This window comes from Pseudomonas sp. PGPPP4 (assembly GCF_002256045.1).
GTDB classification, from domain to species: domain Bacteria; phylum Pseudomonadota; class Gammaproteobacteria; order Pseudomonadales; family Pseudomonadaceae; genus Chryseomonas; species Chryseomonas oryzihabitans.
The window spans coordinates 171,469-192,840 of record NZ_NKID01000007.1 but is presented as its reverse complement, the minus strand read 5'-3'; the positions used below and the strand labels follow the sequence as shown (position 1 = coordinate 192,840).

15 protein-coding genes and 1 tRNA gene are annotated in these 21,372 nt (G+C 64.3%); 9 read left to right on the top strand and 7 right to left on the bottom strand.

Annotated features, from left to right (window positions below):
• Window positions 1-10: 10 nt before the first annotated feature.
• From cyoD to CFE50_RS14520, 5 genes are all read right to left on the bottom strand, one after another.
• Window positions 11-349 (bottom strand): cytochrome o ubiquinol oxidase subunit IV, encoded by a 339-nt coding sequence (cyoD, locus tag CFE50_RS14540; protein ID WP_007160921.1) that lies wholly within the window; start codon window positions 347-349, stop codon window positions 11-13.
• Complete coding sequence (locus CFE50_RS14535; RefSeq protein ID WP_027600197.1) at window positions 349-963, bottom strand: cytochrome o ubiquinol oxidase subunit III; 615 nt, start codon at window positions 961-963, stop codon at window positions 349-351. The genes cyoD and CFE50_RS14535 overlap by 1 nt, the downstream gene beginning before the upstream one ends.
• A gap of 4 nt (window positions 964-967) precedes the next feature.
• The gene (gene cyoB / locus CFE50_RS14530; protein ID WP_007160923.1) at window positions 968-2,956 is read right to left on the bottom strand and encodes a cytochrome o ubiquinol oxidase subunit I; all 1,989 of its coding nucleotides are present in this window, start codon (window positions 2,954-2,956) and stop codon (window positions 968-970) included.
• Between the two features lie 3 nt (window positions 2,957-2,959).
• Window positions 2,960-3,883, bottom strand: coding sequence for a ubiquinol oxidase subunit II (cyoA, locus tag CFE50_RS14525; protein WP_286734558.1), 924 nt, complete (start codon window positions 3,881-3,883; stop codon window positions 2,960-2,962).
• Window positions 3,884-4,289: 406 nt separating this feature from the next.
• Window positions 4,290-4,365, bottom strand: a tRNA-Thr gene (locus CFE50_RS14520).
• Between the two features lie 290 nt (window positions 4,366-4,655).
• Here CFE50_RS14520 and CFE50_RS14515 point away from each other — a divergent pair.
• Window positions 4,656-5,654, top strand: coding sequence for an SDR family oxidoreductase (locus CFE50_RS14515; protein WP_286734556.1), 999 nt, complete (start codon window positions 4,656-4,658; stop codon window positions 5,652-5,654).
• A gap of 164 nt (window positions 5,655-5,818) precedes the next feature.
• Here the strand turns inward: CFE50_RS14515 and CFE50_RS14510 are convergent, their stop codons facing one another.
• Entirely contained in the window at window positions 5,819-6,325 is a 507-nt protein-coding gene (locus tag CFE50_RS14510; protein ID WP_286734554.1) for a pilin, read from the bottom strand.
• Window positions 6,326-6,537: 212 nt separating this feature from the next.
• On the opposite strand from CFE50_RS14510, the gene pilB reads away from it, so the two are divergent.
• The 5 genes from pilB (at window position 6,538) to yacG (ending at window position 11,304) form a co-directional block, all read left to right on the top strand.
• A complete protein-coding gene (gene pilB / locus CFE50_RS14505) occupies window positions 6,538-8,232 on the top strand; it encodes a type IV-A pilus assembly ATPase PilB (protein ID WP_286734552.1) in 1,695 nt (564 codons plus the stop codon).
• A 180-nt stretch (window positions 8,233-8,412) separates the two neighbouring features.
• Window positions 8,413-9,630 carry a type II secretion system F family protein gene (locus CFE50_RS14500; protein WP_286734551.1) on the top strand — a complete coding sequence of 406 codons (1,218 nt, stop codon included), beginning with the start codon at window positions 8,413-8,415 and terminating at the stop codon, window positions 9,628-9,630.
• The gene (locus CFE50_RS14495; RefSeq protein ID WP_286734549.1) at window positions 9,630-10,502 is read left to right on the top strand and encodes a prepilin peptidase; all 873 of its coding nucleotides are present in this window, start codon (window positions 9,630-9,632) and stop codon (window positions 10,500-10,502) included. The genes CFE50_RS14500 and CFE50_RS14495 overlap by 1 nt, the downstream gene beginning before the upstream one ends.
• Window positions 10,499-11,110, top strand: coding sequence for a dephospho-CoA kinase (coaE, locus tag CFE50_RS14490; protein ID WP_286734547.1), 612 nt, complete (start codon window positions 10,499-10,501; stop codon window positions 11,108-11,110). The genes CFE50_RS14495 and coaE overlap by 4 nt, the downstream gene beginning before the upstream one ends.
• Entirely contained in the window at window positions 11,107-11,304 is a 198-nt protein-coding gene (yacG, locus tag CFE50_RS14485) for a DNA gyrase inhibitor YacG (protein WP_007160931.1), read from the top strand. Before coaE ends, yacG begins: the two co-directional genes overlap by 4 nt.
• A gap of 155 nt (window positions 11,305-11,459) precedes the next feature.
• Here yacG and CFE50_RS14480 read toward each other — a convergent pair whose 3' ends face one another.
• Window positions 11,460-11,957, bottom strand: coding sequence for a hypothetical protein (locus tag CFE50_RS14480; protein WP_286734536.1), 498 nt, complete (start codon window positions 11,955-11,957; stop codon window positions 11,460-11,462).
• A gap of 181 nt (window positions 11,958-12,138) precedes the next feature.
• On the opposite strand from CFE50_RS14480, the gene recC reads away from it, so the two are divergent.
• Genes recC through recD form a run of 3 tightly spaced genes read left to right on the top strand, consistent with a single transcriptional unit; the run spans window position 12,139 to window position 21,303 of the window.
• Window positions 12,139-15,570, top strand: a complete 3,432-nt coding sequence (recC, locus tag CFE50_RS14475; protein ID WP_286734534.1) for an exodeoxyribonuclease V subunit gamma — start codon at window positions 12,139-12,141, stop codon at window positions 15,568-15,570.
• Window positions 15,567-19,229, top strand: a complete 3,663-nt coding sequence (gene recB, locus CFE50_RS14470) for an exodeoxyribonuclease V subunit beta (protein WP_286734533.1) — start codon at window positions 15,567-15,569, stop codon at window positions 19,227-19,229. The genes recC and recB overlap by 4 nt, the downstream gene beginning before the upstream one ends.
• The gene (gene recD / locus CFE50_RS14465) at window positions 19,222-21,303 is read left to right on the top strand and encodes an exodeoxyribonuclease V subunit alpha (RefSeq protein ID WP_286734532.1); all 2,082 of its coding nucleotides are present in this window, start codon (window positions 19,222-19,224) and stop codon (window positions 21,301-21,303) included. The genes recB and recD overlap by 8 nt, the downstream gene beginning before the upstream one ends.
• The last annotated feature ends 69 nt before the right edge of the window (window positions 21,304-21,372 follow it).

The following is a 21,372-nucleotide window of genomic DNA, read 5'->3' as shown; positions in this document are numbered from 1 at the left end:
TCGGCCCGGTTCAGTGGATCATCATGTTCTGGTGCATGTGGTACATGATCCACAGGGATCCCACGACCAAGATACCGACGATGACCACGGTGAAACCAAAGGAGATCACGTTCCAACGCTGCTCTTCGGAGGTATTCAGGTGCAGGAAGAAGTACAGGTGCACCAGCAGCTGTACCACCGCCATGATCACCACGATCGCCAGGGTCGCGCCCTTGGAGAAGGTGGGGAACATCACCAGGCCGAAGGGAATGACCGTCAGGATGACCGACAGGATGAAGCCGACCATGTAGCTCTTGAAAGTGCCATGGCTCTCGGCGGTATGCCCGTGGGCGTTATGGTCGTGCGCCATTACAGCACCCCCATCAGATAGACGATGGTGAAGACGAAGATCCAGATGATGTCCAGGAAGTGCCAGAACAGGCTCAGGCACGACAGGCGGGTCACGTTGGTGGTGGTCAGACCCTTGGAGGAGATCTGCAGCATCAACACGATCATCCAGATCAGACCCGAGCTCACGTGCAGACCGTGGGTACCGACCAGGGCGAAGAACGCGGACAGGAAGGCACTGCGATCCGGACCATAGCCCTCATGGATCAGATGGTTGAACTCATAGAGTTCCATGCCGATGAAGCCGGCACCGAACAGCCAGGTAACCGCCAGCCACCCCAGGACGCCACCCTTGCTGCCATGATGCTGGGCAATCATGGCGAAGCCGTAGGTGATACTGGAGAACAGCAGCAGGAAGGTTTCGACCAGGACGAACGACAGTTCGAAGATGTCCTTTTGGGAGGGGCCATCGGCATGGGCCCCGCTCAGGACTGCATAGGTCGCGAACAGCGTCCCGAACAGAATGCAGTCGGTCATCAGGTAGGACCAGAAGCCGAACGTCTTCATCGATCCGGCGTCGTGGTGCCCATGCTCCTCGGCATGGGCGACTTCGTTATGCATAACTTGATTCGCCATTGGGTTAGGCCTGCTTCAATTTCGCCAGGGACTGAATGCGCGCGGTTTCGATGCGTGCCACTTCTTCCGCTGGTACGTAATAGTCGACGTCGTCGTCGTAGCTGCGGACGACCGCAGTGACGATGCAGCCCACGAAGCTGGCGATGGCCAGCCACCAGATGTGCCAGATCAGGGCGAAGCCAAGGATCAGGGCGAAGAGGCTGATCACGATACCGGCGCCAGTGTTGCGCGGCATGTGGATCTGCTTGTAGTCCGCATCCTTCTTCTCGGTGATGCCTTTCTCTTTCATGCCCCAGTAGGCGTCGATGTCGTGCACTTCCGGCACTTCAGCGAAGTTGTAGAAGGGCGGCGGCGAAGAGGTCGACCATTCCAGGGTACGGCCATCCCACGGATCGCCCGTCACGTCCACGTTCTCCGGCAGATTGCGGTCGCGGATACTGACGTAGAACATCCACAGCTGGCTCAGGATGCCCAGGGCGATGATGCCGGCGCCAATGGCGGCGGTCACCAGGAAGGGGTGCCAGTCGGGGTTGTCGTAGTGGTTCAGACGACGGGTCATGCCCATGAAGCCCAGCATGTACAGCGGCATGAAGGCGACATAGAAGCCGATCAGCCAGCACCAGAAGGCCTGCTTGTTCAGCTTCTCGTTCAGCTTGAAGCCGAAGACCTTCGGGAACCAGTAGATCATGCCGGCGAAGTAGCCGAACACGGCGCCGCCGATGATCACGTTGTGGAAGTGGGCGATCAGGAACAGGCTGTTGTGCAGCACGAAGTCGGCACCCGGTACCGCCAGCAGAACGCCGGTCATGCCGCCGATGCTGAAGGTCACGATGAAGCCCAGGGTCCAGAGCATCGGCGAGGTGAACTGGATGCGGCCCTGATACATGGTGAACAGCCAGGTGAAAATCTTCACCCCTGTCGGGATCGCAATGATCATGGTCGCGATGCCGAAGAAGGCGTTGACGTTAGCGCCCGAGCCCATGGTGAAGAAGTGGTGCAGCCAGACGATGAAGGACAGCACGGTAATGGCTACCGTTGCCCAGACCATCGAGACGTAGCCGAACAGACGCTTCTTGCTGAAGGTGGAGGTCACTTCCGAGAACACGCCGAAGGCCGGCAGAATCAGGATGTATACCTCGGGGTGGCCCCAGGCCCAGATCAGGTTGGTGTACATCATCTGGTTGCCGCCGGCTTCCGCGGTAAAGAAGTGGAAGCCCAGGTAACGGTCCAGGGTCAGCAGCGCCAGGGTCACGGTCAGGATCGGGAAGGCTGCCATGATCAGAATGGCAGTACACCAGGAGGTCCAGGTGAAGATCGGCATGCGCATCAGGGTCATGCCCTTGGTACGCATCTTCAGCACGGTCACGAAGAAGTTGACGCCGGTCAGGGTCGTCCCGATACCGGAGAGCTGAAGGGCCCAGATGTAGTAGTCCATCCCTACGCCTGGACTGTACTGGATGCCTGACAACGGCGGATAGGCCACCCAGCCGGTCGCGGCGAATTCGCCCACGAACAGCGACATCATGATCAGCACGGCACCGGCCACGAACAGCCAGAAGCTCAGCGAGTTCAGGAAGGGGAAGGCCACGTCGCGGGCACCGATCTGCAGCGGGGTCACCACGTTCATCAGGCCGGCCACGAACGGCATCGCCACGAAGAAGATCATGATCACGCCGTGGGCGGTGAAGATCTGGTCGTAGTGATGGGGTGGCAGGTAGCCCTCGGCGCCGCCGGAGGCGATGGCCTGCTGGCTACGCATCAGGATGGCGTCGGAGAAGCCACGGAGCAGCATGATCAGGGCGACGATGAAGTACATCACGCCGATCTTCTTGTGGTCGACGGTGGTCAGCCACTCTTTCCAGAGGTAGCCCCACTTGCCGAAGTAGCTGATCGCTCCCACCAGTCCCAGGCCGCCCAGGGCGACCACGATGAACGTTACGAGAATGATCGGCTCGTGATACGGAATATCCGCGAGAGTTAATTTACCGAACATGACTTATTCCTCGGTACCGTGTTGACCGCCGTGCTGGCTCATGTCCATCACGTGATCGGTCTGCTTGCTGAAGTCGGACTTCATGAACTTCTTGATGACCGTTCTGAACAGATCCGGCTCGACCGTCGAGTAGTAGGCGACCGGCTGCTTCTCGCTGGGCTTGGCCAGCTCGGTGTAGCTCGCCTGGTCCAGGGTCTTGCCACCCGACTGCTTGACCTTGTTTACCCAGGCGTCGAAATCACCGGCGGTGGGTACCGCGTGCACGGCAAAGATCATGTCGGAGAAGCCGGCGCCGCTGTAGTTGGCCGAGCGACCTTCGAATTCGCCGGGATGATCGGCGATCAGGTGCAGCTGGCTCTGCATGCCGGACATGGCGTAGATCATGCCGCCCAGGGCCGGGATCGACAGGGTGTTCATGACCGACTCGGAGGTGATCTTGAACTGCACCGGACGATTCACCGGGATGGCGATCTCGTTCACCGAAGCGATGCCTTGCTCGGGATAGATGAACAGCCATTTCCAGTCCATCGAGACCGCTTCGATCACCAGCGGCTGCTCGGAATGGTCGAGCGGCCTGAAGGGATCCAGCTCGTGGGAAGTCTTCCAGTTCAGGATGCTCAGGAACACCACGATGGCCAGGGGGACCAGCCAGACCACGGCTTCGATCTTGTAGGAGTGAGCCCAGTTCGGGGTGTACTTGGCTTCCTTGTTGGTAGCGCGGTACTTCCAGGCGAACAGGAAGGTCATCACGATGACCGGGATCACCACGATCAGCATGAGGCCGAACGCTGTGTAGATGAGGTTGCGTTCTTGCACGCCGATGGAGCCTTTCGGATCCAGCAGCACGGCGTCGCACCCGCTGAGCAGCAGCGCGGCGGCACCGGCCAGAAGCCAACCGGTTGGTTTTAGATACTTCGTTAGTTTCATCTCACGACCTCAGTAGAGCGGCTCATCGTGGTTATTCTCTCAACGTGCCTGTCGCCAGCCTCATGCTCCGCAACGGACAGGCATCCGTGCGGCAGGCTGATGGATTGCAGAAATTGCGGGATTTCGCAGCGCGGTATGGTGCCACAGAGGGGCTGGATATTCGACCCTTTGGTCAGCCGCCGTTCAGGTGTTGCCGCCCGTCAAGCAAGCCGAAATCAGGCGGTGTAAGGCACTGTCATGCGCTGGGTAAGAGTAGCCGAGCGGCAGGGAGTCGCCAGTTTGCTCTGGCGTTTGCCGTCGGCTCGCACGCAAGGCGCAGATCGGAAAGGGGCGCAGAAAGGCGCGGTCCAAGGCGGCTAAGGCCTTGAAGGCTTTGAAAAGAGCGAGGAGGGATGCAGCGGAAGGATGGTGCCGGAGATAGGAGTCGAACCTACGACCTTCGCATTACGAATGCGCCGCTCTACCAACTGAGCTACACCGGCACGAAGCTTTCAATGATAAGTCTTCGGTCATCTGCTGTGCAAGCCTGGTCATCGTGCCTGTGCCAAGCCCTGTGGCGATGTGTCGCACTGCTGCCCGCCCCTGATTTCACGATTCGTCAGTGCTTCTCGGCCTGACGTGATTGTTGCGCGCGAAGGTCAGTGGTCAGGGCGGCATGCATTCGGGAAACCTTTACCGGCTTCGTCATACCTAAATCTTCGCGGATCCAGCCTTGCCGCAGCTTCGACTCCATGATCATGCCACTAGATAGCTGCCCATGCGGAGAGCCTCGATGACCGATTACTCCCTTACCCGTCGTAACGTGCTCGTCGGCTCCGCCGTGGGGCTCGCCGCCGCTGCTTCAGGCGCTGCCGTCGCCCAGGAGGGTAGCAGTATGACTCGTCCCGCCAAGCCACTGCAGGACCCACGCACCAAGTACACCCGCGAGCCTTTCAAGGAGCAGCGCCAGGAATGGCCGGCGCTCACCAGCAAGATGGAGCCGCGTCCCGACCATGGCGAGACCAGCTATCACGGCTCGGGTCGCCTGGCCGGGCGCAAGGCCCTCATCACCGGCGGCGACAGCGGTATCGGCCGCGCCGTGGCCATCGCCTTCGCCCGGGAAGGGGCGGATGTGGCCATCAACTACCATCCTTCCGAAGAGTCCGACGCTCAGGAGGTGGTCAAGCTGATCCAGGAAGCCGGCCGCAAGGCCATCACCCTGCCGGCCGACATCCGTACCCAGGAGGCCTGCGAAGACGTGGTGAGCAAGGCCATCCAGCAACTCGGCGGCCTGGACCTGCTGGTGAACAATGCCGCCTATCAGCAGAGCAAGGCCGACATCCTCGAGATCACTGACGAGCAATTCGACCGCACCTTCAAGACCAACGTCTATCACGTCTTCCGCTTCAGCAAGGCCGCCATCCCGCACCTGCCGCCAGGCGCCAGCATAATCAATACCGTCTCGGTGAATTCCTACGATCCCGGCGAAGAATTGATCGACTATGCCTCGACCAAGGCCGCCATCCTCAATCTCACCAAGGGCATGGCCAAGCAACTGGCCAAGAAGGGCGTTCGCGTCAACGCCGTGGCGCCAGGTCCAGTGTGGACACCGCTGCAGGTGGCTGGCGGGCAATTGGAAGGGCAGATGAAGGGGTTTGGGCAGGACACGCCGCTAGGAAGGGCAGGACAGCCAGCGGAGTTGGCGGGGCTTTATGTGGCGCTTGCGGAGGAGGATGCGAGTTTCAGTACGGGAACGGTGGTGGGGGCGTTTGGGGGGGAGGGGATGCCGTAAGAATACGTTAAGATATAGAAAATATGTTTCGCAATAGTTTAAATAATAAATGTACTTGCTCTTTCGGGGTTGCTATGCTCCTCGGTTTTCCTTCTTCTATTGGGTTGTCATAGGTTTTCAAATAAAAGAAGGGCGCATTTTGCGCCCTTCTTTTATCTGTTTTATTAAGTGGCGGAGTAGGGGCATCCATTAGGAGCATATTTGGAATCGGCGGATGTTTTGCAGGTCCAGCCGCCGGTAGTGGATCTAGTCCAGGTCAAGGTCTTCGTAGCAATGGCTGCTGCTGCGTTGTTACCAAAAGTTGCAATGATAGTAGCTCCGCCGTCAGCAGCGCCGTTAGTTTGTGTCATTGCTACTTGTGGGTAACCAGTCCCAGAAGCAGGGTCAGCAGCAGATCCTTGCTTAGCGCCGGTAATCAAGTTCGATTGAACAAGGCCAACTGCAGGGTCGCAGTTGACAGCAGAAGATGCGGCACTACCAACCGTAGTCTTACCACTGTTGATGCAGTCTTCTACCAATGTTTTCATGCTGCCCGCTTCGGACATCACTCGCGCCACTTGGGAGCGAGCAACGTAGTTCTGATATTGCGGAATTGCAATTGCCGCGAGAATACCGATGATCGCTACTACGATCATAAGTTCGATCAAAGTGAAGCCTTTTTGAGCTTTCATTCCAAATCTCCAAGGTTGGATCAGGCCAACGTGCCTGTTAGTGATTTAGCATAGGTCGTGCCAAGAAAAAATGGGGACTACAGCACGTTTTCTGTGGGGTGGGTGTCAACAAAAGGGCAGGTGATGACGAAAAATGTCAGCTGTCTGGCGCCATTTTGCGGTCGCCCTGGGGGGTGTTATAACGCTAGGGATAACTGAGAGTAGGAACGATGGTGAACGAGACGGTGATGCTGTCAGGACTGGCGCGGCAGTTGGTGGATGCGCAGTTGCTAGCAGAGGCGGCGGCACAGCAAGCTGTGGTCAAGGCCAAGCAGGCCAAGGTGCCACTGGTGACCTATCTCGTTCAGCAGCGGCTGGTGCAGAGCCGGCCGCTGGCAGAGTTGGCGGCTCAGGAATTCGGTGTGCCCTTTCTCGATCTTGCGGCCATCGATAAGGAGCAGCTACCCAAGGACCTCGTCAACGAGAAGCTGATGCAGCAGCATCACTTCCTGCCTTTGAGCAAAAGAGGCAACAAGCTTTTCATCGCGCTTTCCGATCCTACCAACCAGCAGGCCATTAATGATGTGTCCTTTGGCAGCAAGCTCGCGGTCGAAGTGGTGCTGGTCGAGGACGATAAGCTGCACCAGGCCATCGAGCGGTATCTCGATACGGGAACCGGCGGGCTGGAGTTGTCCGATCTGGATCTGGATCTGGAAGCTGAAGGCGGAGAGCGCACGCAAGAAGCCGTAGCCGGTACAGACGCCGACGATGCGCCCGTGGTGAAGTTCGTCAACAAGATGCTGCTCGATGCCATCAAGAAGGGTTCGTCCGACCTGCATTTCGAGCCCTATGAAAAGATGTACCGGGTACGCTTCCGCACAGATGGTGTCCTGCACGAGGCGGCGCGGCCGCCGGTGCAACTGGTGTCGCGGATCTCGGCGCGGCTCAAGGTGATGTCCAATATGGATATTTCTGAACGGCGCAAGCCCCAGGATGGGCGGGTCAAGCTCAAGGTCTCCAAGACCAAGTCCATCGACTTCCGGGTCAACACTCTGCCCACCCTCTGGGGCGAAAAGATCGTGATGCGGATTCTGGATTCCTCCAGCGCTCAGATGGGTATCGATGCCCTGGGCTATGAGGACGTGCAGAAGGAACTCTACTTACAGGCACTCAAGCAGCCGCAGGGGATGATTTTGGTGACCGGGCCGACCGGTTCGGGCAAGACGGTATCCCTCTATACCGGCCTCAACATCCTCAATACCGAAGACATCAATATTTCCACCGCGGAAGATCCGGTGGAGATCAACCTGGAAGGTATCAACCAGGTCAACGTCAATCCGCGTCAGGGGCTCGACTTCTCCCAGGCGTTGCGGGCCTTCCTGCGTCAGGATCCTGACGTGATCATGGTCGGTGAAATCCGGGACTTGGAAACGGCGGAGATCGCCATCAAGGCAGCCCAGACCGGTCACATGGTGATGTCGACCCTGCACACCAATAGCGCGGCGGAAACCCTGACGCGTCTACGGAATATGGGGGTGCCCGCCTTCAACCTGGCGACCTCGGTCAACCTCATCATCGCCCAGCGCCTGGCGCGCAAGCTGTGCAACAAGTGCAAGCGAGTCCATGAGGTACCTCGTGAGGCGCTGCTGGCCGAAGGCTTTCGCGAGGAGGAGATCGGCAGTTTTACCCTTTACCAGCCTATCGGTTGCGAAGACTGCAATGCGGGATACCGCGGCCGGGTGGGGATCTACGAGGTGGTGAAGATCACGCCGGCACTGCAGCAGATGATCATGGAGGAGGGCAACTCCATCGAGATCGCGGCGCGGATGCGCAAAGAGGGCTTCAATGATCTGCGGCGGTCGGGGCTGGTGAAGGCGATGCAGGGGATTACCAGTCTGGAAGAGATCAATCGGGTAACCAAGGACTAGCGGCTTTCCCTCACCCTAGCCCTCTCCCTGAGGGAGAGGGGACTTTATCCGAGCGTTGGTCGATCATCGCTGCAAGCCCCGGATAAGCCGGGGCGTGGCGACTATCGCTGTTTGGCGCGATGCTTGCCTTTAAAGCGGCAACCGGCTCTGAACAGAGCATTCTTTTGACGAGTCGAGGCCATGGCCGATAAAGCTATCAAGATGGGCAGCTTCACCTGGGAGGGGACCGATCGCAAAGGGACCAAGGTGAAGGGCGAGATGACGGGGCTTAATCCGGCGTTGATCAAGGCGCAGTTGCGCAAGCAGGGCATCAATCCGACCCGGGTGCGCAAGAAGTCAGCATCGTTGTTCGGCAAGGGCAAGAAGATAAAGCCCATGGATATCGCCCTGTTCACGCGACAGCTGGCAACCATGATGACCGCAGGGGTACCTCTGCTGCAGGCCTTCGACATCATCGGCGAAGGTTTCGACAATCCCAACATGCGAAAGCTAGTCGATGACATCAAACAGGATGTCGCTGCGGGTAATAGCCTGGCCAATTCCCTACGTAAGCATCCTCAGTATTTTGACGATCTCTATTGCAACCTGGTGGATGCCGGGGAGCAATCTGGCGCCTTGGAGACCTTGCTGGATCGGGTAGCCACCTACAAGGAAAAGACCGAAGCGCTGAAGAAAAAGATCAAGAAGGCCATGACCTATCCCGCAGCGGTGATCGTCGTCGCGGTGATCGTGTCGGCCATTCTGTTGATCAAGGTAGTGCCTCAATTCCAGTCGGTATTCGAGGGTTTCGGTGCTCAGTTGCCGGCCTTTACCCTTATGGTTATCGCCATTTCCGAGGTCTTGCAGGAGTGGTGGTTGCTGGTACTGGGCGGGATCTTTGTGCTGGCTCTCGTCCTTCGTCACTTCTACAAGAAATCGGAAAACTTCCGCGACGCGGTCGATCGTGGATTGCTCAAGATCCCGTTGATCGGCTCCATTCTCTATAAGTCGGCCATCGCCCGTTATGCCCGGACCCTGGCCACTACCTTCGCGGCGGGTGTCCCGCTGGTGGATGCCCTGGACTCGGTGGCGGGCGCGACCGGCAACGTGGTGTTCCGCAACGCCGTGGAGAAGATCAAGGGCGATGTGTCCACCGGTATGCAACTCAACTTCTCCATGCGTACCACCGGGGTGTTCTCTTCGATGGCCATCCAGATGACGGCCATTGGTGAGGAGTCGGGCTCGCTGGACGAGATGCTGTCCAAGGTCGCGACCTTCTATGAAGACGAGGTCGACAACATGGTCGACAACCTCACCACCCTGATGGAACCGATGATCATGGCGGTCCTCGGTGTCCTGGTCGGTGGTCTGATCATTGCCATGTACCTGCCCATCTTCCAGCTCGGCTCGGTGGTCTGATGGCGCTGCTGGAATTTTTGGCCAGCGCGCCGCTGGCCGCAGCGCTGTGCGCGCTGGTCCTGGGGTTGCTGGTGGGCAGCTTTCTCACTGTGGTGGTCTATCGCCTGCCGGTGATGCTGAGGCGGGCTTGGCAGGCGGAGGCACGTGAGGTGCTGGAGCTGCCGGCTGAGCCGGCCGGCGCCCCCTTTAACCTGGCGCGACCTGCTTCACGTTGTCCTCATTGCCAGCGCGCGGTGCGGCCCTGGGAAAATGTGCCGGTGCTGAGTTATCTGCTCCTGCGCGGTCGCTGCAAGGGGTGTCAGGCCTCTATCAGCCTGCGTTATCCGCTGGTGGAGCTGGCCTGTGGACTGCTGTCGGCCTGGGTCATCTGGCACCTGGGCGTGGCCTGGCAGGGTGGGGCCTTTCTGCTGCTGACCTGGGGATTGCTCGCGGCCAGTCTGATCGATGCCGATCACCAGCTGCTGCCGGATGTGATCGTGCTGCCGCTGTTGTGGTTGGGGCTAGTAGTCAATCAGTTCGGACTATTCACCAACCTCAGCGATGCCGTCTGGGGCGCGGTGGCGGGGTATCTGAGTCTGTGGCTGGTATTCCAGCTGTTCCGTCTGGTGACCGGCAAGGAAGGCATGGGCTATGGCGACTTCAAGCTGCTGGCGCTGCTTGGCGCCTGGGGCGGTTGGCAGATCCTGCCGTTGACCATCCTGCTGTCGTCGCTGGTGGGCGCCATTCTGGGCGTCATCACCCTGCGGCTGCGGCGGGCGGAAAGCAGCACGCCCTTGCCCTTCGGTCCCTATCTCGCCGTGGCGGGGTGGATTGCCTTGCTCTGGGGTGATCAAATAACCGGCCTGTACCTGAACTTCGCCGGATTCCGATGACTTCTGCCTGGACCCTCGGCCTGACCGGGGGTATCGGCAGTGGCAAGAGCGCCGCTGCCGAGCATTTCGCCCAACTGGGCATTACCTGTGTCGACGCCGACCAGGCCGCCCGTTGGGTGGTGGAGCCGGGACGACCGGCGCTGGCCGAGATCGCCGGGCATTTTTCGCCCGCTGTCTTGCAGTCGGATGGCAGTCTGGATCGAGCGGCGCTGAGAGCCGCGATCTTTGCCGATCCGGCCGAGCGGCGCTGGCTGGAAGCCCTGCTGCATCCCCTCATTCGCCAGGAAATCCTGGCGGCCCTGGCGGGTGCCGAGTCGCCCTATGCCATCCTGGTGTCGCCGTTGCTGTTCGAGTCCGGACAGCGAGCGCTGGTCCGGCGAGGACTGGTGATAGACGCGCCGGAAGCGTTGCAGCTCGAACGGGCCATGCGCCGTGACGGGGTAAACGAAGCCCAGGTGCGGGCCATCCTCGCGGCGCAGTTGCCGCGCGTCGAGCGGCTGGCCAAGGCGGATGACGTCATCTGCAACGACGGCGATCTCGCCGCGCTCCACGCCGAGGTGGAGCGCCTGCATTCCTTTTATCTGACCCTTGACGGAGGCCAAGCATGAGCACTCTTACCGTGGACTGCCCCACCTGCGGTGCACCCGTGGAATGGAGCGAGAAGAGCGCCAACCGGCCCTTCTGTTCGGACCGCTGTAAACTGATCGACCTGGGCGCCTGGGCGGCGGAAGAACACGCCATCCCCGGCAACGAGCTGGAAGACGATCTCTATTCCGAAGACCTCAATCGGCGCGGCCACTAAGCTTTGTCTGAAACGTGCCTGCGCTTGGCCAGGCGGCGTTAAAAATCCGTTCGGAATGCTCATTTACCAATCGTAAACTCCGCTTCCTCACAGATTTTTGCCTTGCCTGACCTTCGCTCGGCGACTTTTCAGACAAGCTTAGGGCGCTCCTTCCCCTATAGCCGCTGTGCCCAGGCCTGGGCGGTCGCCTGGGCCGCCTGGCGCAGCTTGGCTGCCAGCTCGGGTTTCTCGTATTCCAGCGGACTGGATGCCGTTACCGTATGGATGCGGTCGCGCTTGATGAAGAACACCTGGGTACCCAGCAAGGGCTTGCTGCAGGCGCTGGCGCCCTCGCCCAGGCCGTAGATGGCCTTGCACTCCAGTTGTTCGCTCAAGGATTGCACCTGCCGCCGCAGCTTGGGCAGCGCCCTGCCGCCATTCTCGTAGCCCGCCGACAGCCCCAGCAGGTAGTTGGCCGGCTGGCCGGTGTCGCGATCGGTGAAGGCGCAGCCGCCGGCGATCTGCCGGGCATAGGCCAGGGGCAGGCCGGAGGTCTGCTGGAGCAGGGGCAGCGGCAACTGGGCCTGCAGGCTGGCGCAGTCGACGGGCTCGCCGGTGTCGGCATGGGCAAGGGCGGCGCCCAGGAGCAGGGGAAGGGCAACGAGGAAACGCATGAAAACATCCTGTCGAAGGCCGGCGGCCGATAGCGGCTGAGTCTACCGGCTCGAGTCCCGCGATAGGCGGGTGGACAGAGCGGCTGTGCACTGCGTCATGCGTCGGTCAACACATTGCGGGCTGGTGTCTGGCGCGGGTGATCCTTACCCTGGCCGCAGATAGCGAACAGCGAGGCGTAGGATGTCCGAGGCGCTCACTCCCGGATTCATGGTGGTACACGGCAATCGGCTCGAAGAGCTGCGCGGCCTGGCGGTCGGCTGGATGCGGCGGTATCCCCTGGCGCCGCTGGAAAACGAACAGGTGCTGGTGCAGAGCAATGGCATCGCCCAGTGGCTCAAGCTGGCGCTGGCCGAGGATCCGCGCGGTGACGATGAGGGTGGCTGCGGGGTCGCCGCGGCCCTCGAGGTGCAGTTGCCGGCGGCCTTTCTCTGGCGGACCTATCGCCAGGTACTGGGGCGTGACCAGGTTCCGCCCTCCTCGCCGCTGGACCGCGCGCCCCTGACCTGGCGCCTGATGCGACTCCTGCCGACCCTGCTCCTGCAACCGGACTTCGCCGCGCTGCGGCGCTTTCTCGACGACGACGGCGATCTGCGCAAGCGCTATCAGCTGGCCGAGCGCCTGGCTGATCTCTATGACGGCTACCAGGTCTATCGCGCCGACTGGCTCAACGACTGGGCGGCGGGCCGCGATCTGCTGGCCAGCCTGCGCGACGGTCGGCGCCCCTTGCCGGAAAGTTGCCGCTGGCAGGCGCAGCTGTGGCGGGCGCTGCTGGACGATGTGGGCGATGGCGGTCTGGCCCGCAGTCGCGCCGGGGTGCACCGGCGCTTTTTGGAGGTGATGCAGGCGGCGACCGAGCCGCCTGCCGGTCTGCCGCGGCGGGTGGTGATCTTTGGCCTGTCGGCGATTCCGGCGCAGACCCTCGAAGCCCTGGCCGCCCTGGCCCAGTTCAGCCAGGTGCTGCTCTGCGTGCACAATCCCTGTCGCCATCATTGGTCCGACATCGTCGCCGACCAGGATCTGCTGCGGCAGAACTACCGGCGCCAGCAGCGCAAGCCGGGCATGCCGCAGACGCTGGATGCCGAGGCGCTGCACCAGCATGGCCAGCCACTGCTGGCGAGCTGGGGCAAGCAGGGCCGCGACTACATCCACCTGCTGGACGAATTCGACGAACCCGATGGCTATCGCCGCCTGTTCGAGGACCTCAACGGCGGGCGCATCGACCTCTTCGCCGAGACCGAACCCCAGCACCTGCTCGGCCAGTTGCAGGACGACATCCTCGAATTGCGTCCGCTGAGCGAGACCCGCGAGCGCTGGCCGGCGGTGGATCCGGCGCGGGACAGGTCCATGCGCTTCCATGTGGCCCACAGCCCCCAGCGCGAGGTGGAGATTCTTCACGACCAGCTGCTGGCGCGCTTCAACAGCGACAGCAGTCTCCGGCCGCGCGACGTCATCGTCATGGTGCCGGACATCGACGCCTATGCGCCGCACATCCGCGCGGTGTTCGGCCAGCTCGAGCGCGGCGATCCGCGCTTCATCCCCTTCAGCCTGGCCGACCAGCACCAGCGCGGTTTCCAACCCTTGTTGATCGCCCTGGAGCACCTGCTGCAGTTGCCCGACAGCCGCTTCGCCCTGAGCGAGATCCTCGACCTGCTGGACGTGCCGGCGCTGCGCGCCCGCTTCGGTCTGCGCGAGGGCGATCTGCCGACCCTGCACCTCTGGCTGGAAGGCGCCGGCGTGCGCTGGGGGCTGGATGCCGAGCAGCGCAGTCGCCTCGACCTGCCCGAGGGGCTGACGCAGAACACCTGGCGCTTCGGCCTGAGGCGCATGCTGCTGGGCTACGCCGTGGGCAGTGGCGCGGCGCTGGGGGATATCGAGCCTTTCGACGAGGTGGGCGGCCTGGACGCGGCCCTGGTCGGGCCGCTGGTGGATCTGCTCGATGCCCTGGACGCGGCCCAGGCGGCACTGGCCCAGCCGGCGCGACCGGCGGAGTGGGGCGCCCGCCTGCAGGCGCTGCTGGCGCTGTTCTTCAGTGCCCAGGACGAGCACGACGAATACCTGCTGGAACAGCTGGAAAATCTCCGTGAGCGCTGGCTGGAACTGTGCGAGGACGTGGCGCTGGATGAAGAATTGCCGCTCACCGTGGTGCGCGAGGCCTGGCTGGCGGGACTGGACAGCGGCGGCCTGGCCCAGCGCTTTCTCGCCGGCGCGGTCAATTTCTGCACCCTGATGCCCATGCGCGCCATTCCCTTTCGCGTGGTCTGCCTGCTGGGCATGCATGACGGTGCCTATCCGCGCATCCAGTCGCCGCTGGATTTCGATCTCATGGCCCAAGACTACCGTCCCGGTGATCGCTCGCGACGGGAGGACGACCGCTATCTGCTGCTGGAAGCGCTGCTCTCGGCGCGCGATCAGTTCTATGTCAGCTGGGTGGGGCGCAGCATCCGCGACAACAGCGAGCGTCCGCCGTCGGTGCTGGTCGCCCAGTTGCGCGATCATCTCCAGGCCGGTTGGCGGCTGGAAGGGCATGAAGAGGAGCCGGAGCGCCTGCTCACGGCCCTGACCCAGGAGCATCCCCTGCAGCCTTTCAGTGCTCGCTACTTCCGCGGCGAGCGCGGCTATTTCAGCTTCGCCACCGAGTGGCTGGGCGTGCATGACCGCACCACGCGTGATGAGGATGAGCTGTTGCCGCCACTGGTGCCCGAAGAGCCCCTGGGCCTCGATGATCTCGCCCGTTTTCTGCGCGGACCGGTGGACCTGTTCTTCGCCAATCGCCTCAAGGTGCATTTCGCGCCGCCCGATGCGCCGGCGGAAGACGAAGAGCCTTTCGGCCTGGACGCCCTGACCCGCTACCAGTTGGGCGAAGACCTGCTGGCGGCGGCTCTGGCCGCGCCGGCCGAGGCGGATCAGGCGCTCATGGCCGCCGCCGAGCGCCTGCGCGGCAGTGGTCGGCTGCCGCTGGCGGGTTTTGGCGAGCGAGCCGGGCGGGCCTTGCGCGAGCCGCTGCCCGCCGTGGTGGCCCAGGTCGAGGCCCTGACGCTGCGCTGGCCCGAACCCCTGGAAGAGGCCCTGACCCTGGATATCGAACATCGCGAGCTGCAACTGGTGGCGAACCTCGAACGGCTGCGCCGCGGTCCCGAGGGCCTGCTGGCCCTGACCGCCCAGGCCAATGGCCTGGGCAATACGCGCACCCGCAAGTGGCACCGGCTACTGCGCCCCTGGGTACAGCATCTGGTCGCCGCGGCCGGTGGCCTGCAGTTGACCACCGCGGTGGTGGCGACCGATCTGACCCTGTTGCTGGCGCCACTGGACGCCGAGCTGGCCCGCCGTCAGCTGAACGAATTACTGGACGCCTGGGCCCTGGGGCAGCGGCGGCCGCTTCCCGTCGCGCCGCGCACCGCCTTCGCCTGGCTGGCCAATGACCCGGACAAGGCCCTGGCCGCGGCCGAGCAGGTCTATCAGGGCGAGGCGGCGACCCATCCGGCGCTGCGTCGGCAGTATCCGGACTTCGCCGCCTTGCTGGCCGACGAGGAGTTCGACGGCTGGTGCCAGACCCTCTATGCGCCGGTGCACACCGCCGGCTGGCAGGTGGTGGGCGGGGAGGGCCAGGCATGAATCAGCGTCCGCTCGCCCTGCGCTTTCCGCTGCAGGGCAATCAGCTGATCGAGGCCAGCGCCGGGACGGGCAAGACCTTCACCATCTCCGCACTCTATGTGCGTCTGGTGCTGGGCCACGGTACGCCCGAGACGGCGTTCGGCCGCGAACTGCTGCCGCCCCAGATCCTGGTGGTGACCTTTACCGAGGCCGCTACCCAGGAATTGCGCGATCGCATTCGACATCGCCTGTCCGAGGCAGCGCGCTTCTTTCGCGACGAGATCGCCGCGCCCGATCCGCTGCTCGCCGAGTTGCGCGAGGACTTTCCGGTCGAAGCCTGGGCCGAGTGCGCCCGGCGCCTGGATATCGCCGCCCAGTGGATGGACGAGGCGGCCGTTTCCACCATCCACAGCTGGTGCCAGCGCATGCTGCGCGAGCACGCCTTCGACAGCGGCAGTCTCTTCGTGCAGAACCTGGAGCAGGACCAGAGCGAGCTGCTCGCCCAGGTGGTGCGCGACTACTGGCGACGCTTTTGCTATCCGCTGGAGGGCGAGGCACTGGACTGGGTCATCGAGCACTGGGGCGAGCCCCGCGCCCTGGCCGCGCGCCTGCGACCCTTGCTGAGCGAGGCCCTGGGCGCGCCCCAGGGTGAACCGGCCGCCTTGCTGGCCACCGCCCTGACGGAGCGTCGCGAGCGGTTGGCACACCTCAAGGCGCCTTGGGCCCGGTGGGCGGAAGAGGTGCGCGACCTCTGCCAGGCCGGCTGCGACGCCAAGGTGGTCGACGGTCGCAAGCTGCAGAAGCGATTCTTCGGGCCCTGGTGCGACAAGCTGGTCGCCTGGGCGGACAACCCCGCCAGCGAGGACCTGGATATCGGCACCGGCTTTATCCGGCTGACCGAGGAGGGCTTCGCCGAGGTCTGGACCAAGGCCAGTCCGCCGGATCATCCGGCCCTGGCGGCCATGGCGCGCTTGCCCGGGCAACTGGCCGAGTTGCCCAGCCCGGAGGTGCCGCTGCTGGAGCACGCGGCGGCCTGGGTCCAGCAGAAATTCGAGCGTGAGAAGCTGCGCCGCGCCGAGCTGGGGTTCGACGACATCCTCACCCGTCTGGATCGGGCGCTGCAGGCCGATGGCGCCGGCGCGCGGCTGGCGGCGCTGATCCGCGAGCAATTCCCGGTGGCACTGATCGACGAATTCCAGGACACCGACCCGGTACAGTACCGCATCTTCAGCAGCGTCTATGGCGCGGGGGAGGGCACCGGGCTGTTCCTGATCGGCGATCCCAAGCAGGCCATCTATGCCTTTCGCGGCGCCGACATCCATACCTATCTGCAGGCGCGTCGCGCCAATGCCGGCCACCTGCACTCGCTGGACACCAACTTCCGTTCCACCGCCGCCATGGTCGCGGCGGTCAACCAGGTGTTCGCCCATGGCGAGGCCACGGCCCCGCGGGCGGCCTTCCTCTTCCGCCAGGGCGAGGACAATCCGGTGCCCTTCGAGCCGGTCCGCGCCCAGGGGCGGCGTGAAGCGCTGGAGATCGACGGCACGCCGGGTGCGGCCCTGACCTTCTGGCAGCTGGCCGGAGACGAGCCCCTGGCCGGCACCGCCTATCGCGCCGCCCTGGCCGAGAGCACCGCCAGTGAGATCGTCCGGTTGCTGACCCTGGCCGCCGAGGCCAAGGCCGGCTTTCGGCGCGAAGACGGCGAGTTCACGCCACTGCGGCCCGCCGACATCGCCATCCTGGTGCGCGCCGGCAGCGAGGCCCAGGCGGTACGCCAGGCGCTGGTGCGGCGCGGGGTGCGCAGCGTCTATCTGTCGGACAAGGATTCGGTGTTCACCGCCCAGGAGGCCCGCTGCCTGCTGGACTGGCTCAAGGCCTGCGCCGAGCCCGATGTGGATCGCCGGCTGCGTGCGGCCCTGGGCAGCCTGACCCTCGACCTGCCCTTGGCCGAACTGGATGCCCTCAACCACGACGAGCAGGCCTGGGAGGCGCGGGTGCTGCAATTCCGCGGCTATCGCCAGCTATGGCGCGGCCAGGGCGTGCTGCCCATGCTGCGCCGCCTGCTGCAGGACTTCCGCCTGCCGCAGCGGCTGATGGCTCGCGCCGATGGCGAGCGGGTGCTGACCAATCTGCTGCACCTCGCCGAACTGCTGCAGCGTGCCGCCGGCGAGCTGGATGGCGAGCAGGCGCTGATCCGCCACCTGGCCGAGCAACTGGCCGCCCAAGGCGCCGCCGACGAGCAGATCCTGCGCCTGGAAAGCGACGCCGAGCTGGTCAAGGTGGTGACGGTGCACAAGTCCAAGGGCCTGGAATATCCCCTGGTGTTCCTACCCTTCGCCTGCGCCTATCGCGCCGAAGAAGGCACGACCCTGCCGCTGCGCTATCACGATGACCAAGGCCAGCTGCGCCGCACCTTCAAGCCCTCCGCCGAGGAACTGGCCCGCGCCGACGACGAGCGCCTGGCCGAAGACCTGCGCCTGCTCTATGTCGCCCTGACCCGGGCCCGCCATGCCTGCTGGGTCGGGGTGGCCGATCTCAAGCGCGGGCGCAGCAAGGAATCCGGCTTCGCCCGCAGTGCCCTCGGCTACCTGGCCACCGGCGGCGAGCCCCTGGCGAGTTCGGCGGCCCTGGGCACTGCCCTGACTACCCTGATCGGCGCCCAGCCCGACACCCTTATCCTGCCGCTCCCCGAGGCCAGTCCGGCACGCCTGCCCGAAGCCCGCGAAGCGCCGGTGACCCTCAAGGCGCTGACGGCGCGTCGGGCGGCTCGCGAGGACTGGTGGATCGCCTCCTACAGCGCCCTGCGCATCGGTACGCGCCTGGGCGAGGCGCGGGAAGAGGGCCCGTTCAACCTGGAGCTGGACCTGGATACCCCGGCGGCCCAGAAGCTGTTCGACGACGACCGCCTCGCTCCCGACGAGGCCCGCCAGCCCGCAGCCGGTGAAGACCTGCATCGCTTTCCCCGCGGCCCCGGCCCGGGCACCTTCCTGCACAGCCTGCTGGAGTGGGTCGGCGAGGAAGGCTTCACCGCCATCCAGGCGGCGCCCGAGCGGCTGGACGACCTGATCGCCCGGCGTTGCCAGCGGCGCGGCTGGAATCACTGGATTCCCATCCTGCAGGGCTGGCTGCGCCAGTTGCTGACGCTGCCGCTGCCCCTGCCGGGGGGCAGCCAGCGCCTGGGCGAACTGGCGCGCTACCAGGTGGAAATGGAATTCTGGTTCGCCACCCATGGCGTCGATCTGGAGCGGCTGGATGACCTGGTGAGTCGTGGTACCCACCGCGGCCAGGTGCGGCCGATGCTGGAGCCGGGGCAGCTCAACGGCCTGTTCAAGGGCTTCATCGATCTGGTCTTCGAACACGAGGGGCGCTATTTCGTGGTGGACTACAAGTCCAACTGGCTGGGCGCCGAAGCCGGCGCCTATACCCGCGCGGCCATGGAGGAGGCCGTCCTGGCCAAGCGCTATGACCTGCAGTACGTGCTCTACAGCCTGGCCGTGCACCGGCTGCTCAAGGCGCGGCTGCCCGACTACAGCTACGAGCGCCACTTCGGCGGCGCCGTCTACCTCTTCCTGCGCGGCTGCGATCCGGCCGGCCACGGCGTCTTCGTCGAGCGGCCCGCCCAGGCGCTGATCGAGACCCTGGATCTGTTGTTCAGCGGTGCGGAGAATGCCCATGTCTGATTTCAGCCCCGCCACCGAACGGCTGCTGCGCCTGGCGTCCCTGGCCCAGGAGCGCCCGCTTGCCCCGCTCGAACAGCGGGACGACCTCTTTCGCCTGCTGGAGCTCTGGGTGCAGCGCGGCTGGTTGCGCCAGGTGGACCGGGCCTTCACCGGCTTTCTCGGCGAACTCGAACCCCAGGGCGACTCGGCGGTGCTCTTGGCCGCGGCCCTGGCCAGCCATCAGCTCGGCCATGGCCATGTCTGCCTGGATCTCGCCGCCACCCTGCGCAATCCCGATGCCGCCCTGTCGCTGCCGCCCGAGGGCGACGAGGCGCGCGCCTCGCTCTTGCCGTCGCAACTGCTGCACGGCCAGACCCTCGAGGCCTGGCAGCGGGCGCTGCTGGCCAGCGACCTGGTCGATGGCGACGGCAGCTGTCCGGAACGACCGCTGGTGCTGGGTGGCGAGCGCCTCTACCTGCGTCGCTACTGGAATTACGAACGCGCGGTGGCGGCCAGCCTGCGCCAGCGCCTGGCCACCCACGAACCTTTGCCGGCGGATCTCGCCGAGCGTCTCGATCGGCTGTTTCCGCCGGACCCCGACGCGGGCGGCGAACCCGACTGGCAGAAACTGGCCTGCGCCCTGGCGGTGCGCGGTGCCTTCAGCATCGTCACCGGTGGCCCCGGCACCGGCAAGACCACCACCGTGGTGCGCCTGCTGGCGCTGCTCCAGGCGCCCGCGGTGGCGGCCGGTCGTCCCTTGCGCATCCGCCTGGCCGCGCCCACCGGCAAGGCGGCCGCGCGCCTCACCGAATCCATCGGCGGCCAGGTCAGTCGCCTGCCGGTGGATGAGGAGTTACGCCGGCACATCCCCACCGGGGTGACCACGGTGCACCGGCTGCTGGGCAGTCGGCCCAACACCCGCCATTTCCGCCATCACCGCGGGCATCCTCTGCCGCTGGACGTGCTGGTGGTGGACGAAGCCTCGATGATCGACCTGGAAATGATGGCCAGTCTGCTGGCGGCCTTGCCGCCGCGGGCGCGCCTGGTGCTGCTGGGTGACAAGGATCAGCTGGCTTCGGTGGAGGCGGGCGCGGTGCTGGGCGATCTCTGCCGGGATGCCGAAGCCGGACGCTACAGCCCCGCCACCCGCGCCTGGCTGGAAGCCGTGAGTGGCCAGTCGCTGGCCCAGACGGCCCTGGCGGTCGGCGACGACCAGGCTGACGCCCTGGCGCAGCAGGTGGTGATGCTCAGGCGCTCACGGCGTTTCGGCGCCGGCAGCGGGATCGGCCAGCTGGCCCGCCGGGTCAATGCCCAGGACGGCCAGGGTGCTCAGCAGGTGCTGGTCGACGGCGGCTATGCCGATCTCCATCGGGTGTTGCTCAAGGGGCCGGAGGATCGCGCCCTGGAACGCCTGGTGCTGGAGGGACGCGGGCGCGCTCGGGGCTATCGTCATTATCTCGAGGTCCTGCAGGGGACGCGGCCCCAACTGGATACCGTCCTGGAGGATCCCGCCTGGACGCTCTGGGCCGGCCAGGTATTGTCCGCCTTCGACGACTTCCAGCTGCTCTGCGCCGTGCGCAAGGGCCCCTGGGGTGTGGAAGGCCTCAACCTGCGCATCGCCAGCGCCCTGCTGGCGGCCGGCCTGCTCGCGGGCGAGCACGGCTGGTACGAAGGCCGTCCGGTGCTGGTGACGCGCAACGACTACAGCCTGGGGCTGATGAATGGCGACATCGGCATCACCCTCTGCCTGCCGGATGCCAACCAGCCGGGGCGCAAGGCCCTGCGGGTCGCCTTTCCCCGCGGCGATGGCAGCGGCGGTCTGAGATTCGTCCTGCCCAGCCGGTTGGCCGCAGTGGAGACGGTGTTCGCCATGACCGTGCACAAGTCCCAGGGCTCGGAATTCGCCCACACCGCGCTCCTGCTGCCCGAGCAGCTCAGTCCGGTGCTGACCAAGGAGCTGGTCTATACCGGCATCACCCGGGCGCGCGATGATTTCACCCTGATCGAGGCCCGGAGCGGCATCTTCGCCGAGGCGGTGGCGCGTCGGGTCCGCCGCGTCAGCGGGCTGGACCTGGATTTGCGAAACACTGTGTAAATGTACAGATAAACGCTGGACGCTCCCCTCGCGCCTGCCTAAGGTGAGGGGAGCCGTCCGCGATGAGAG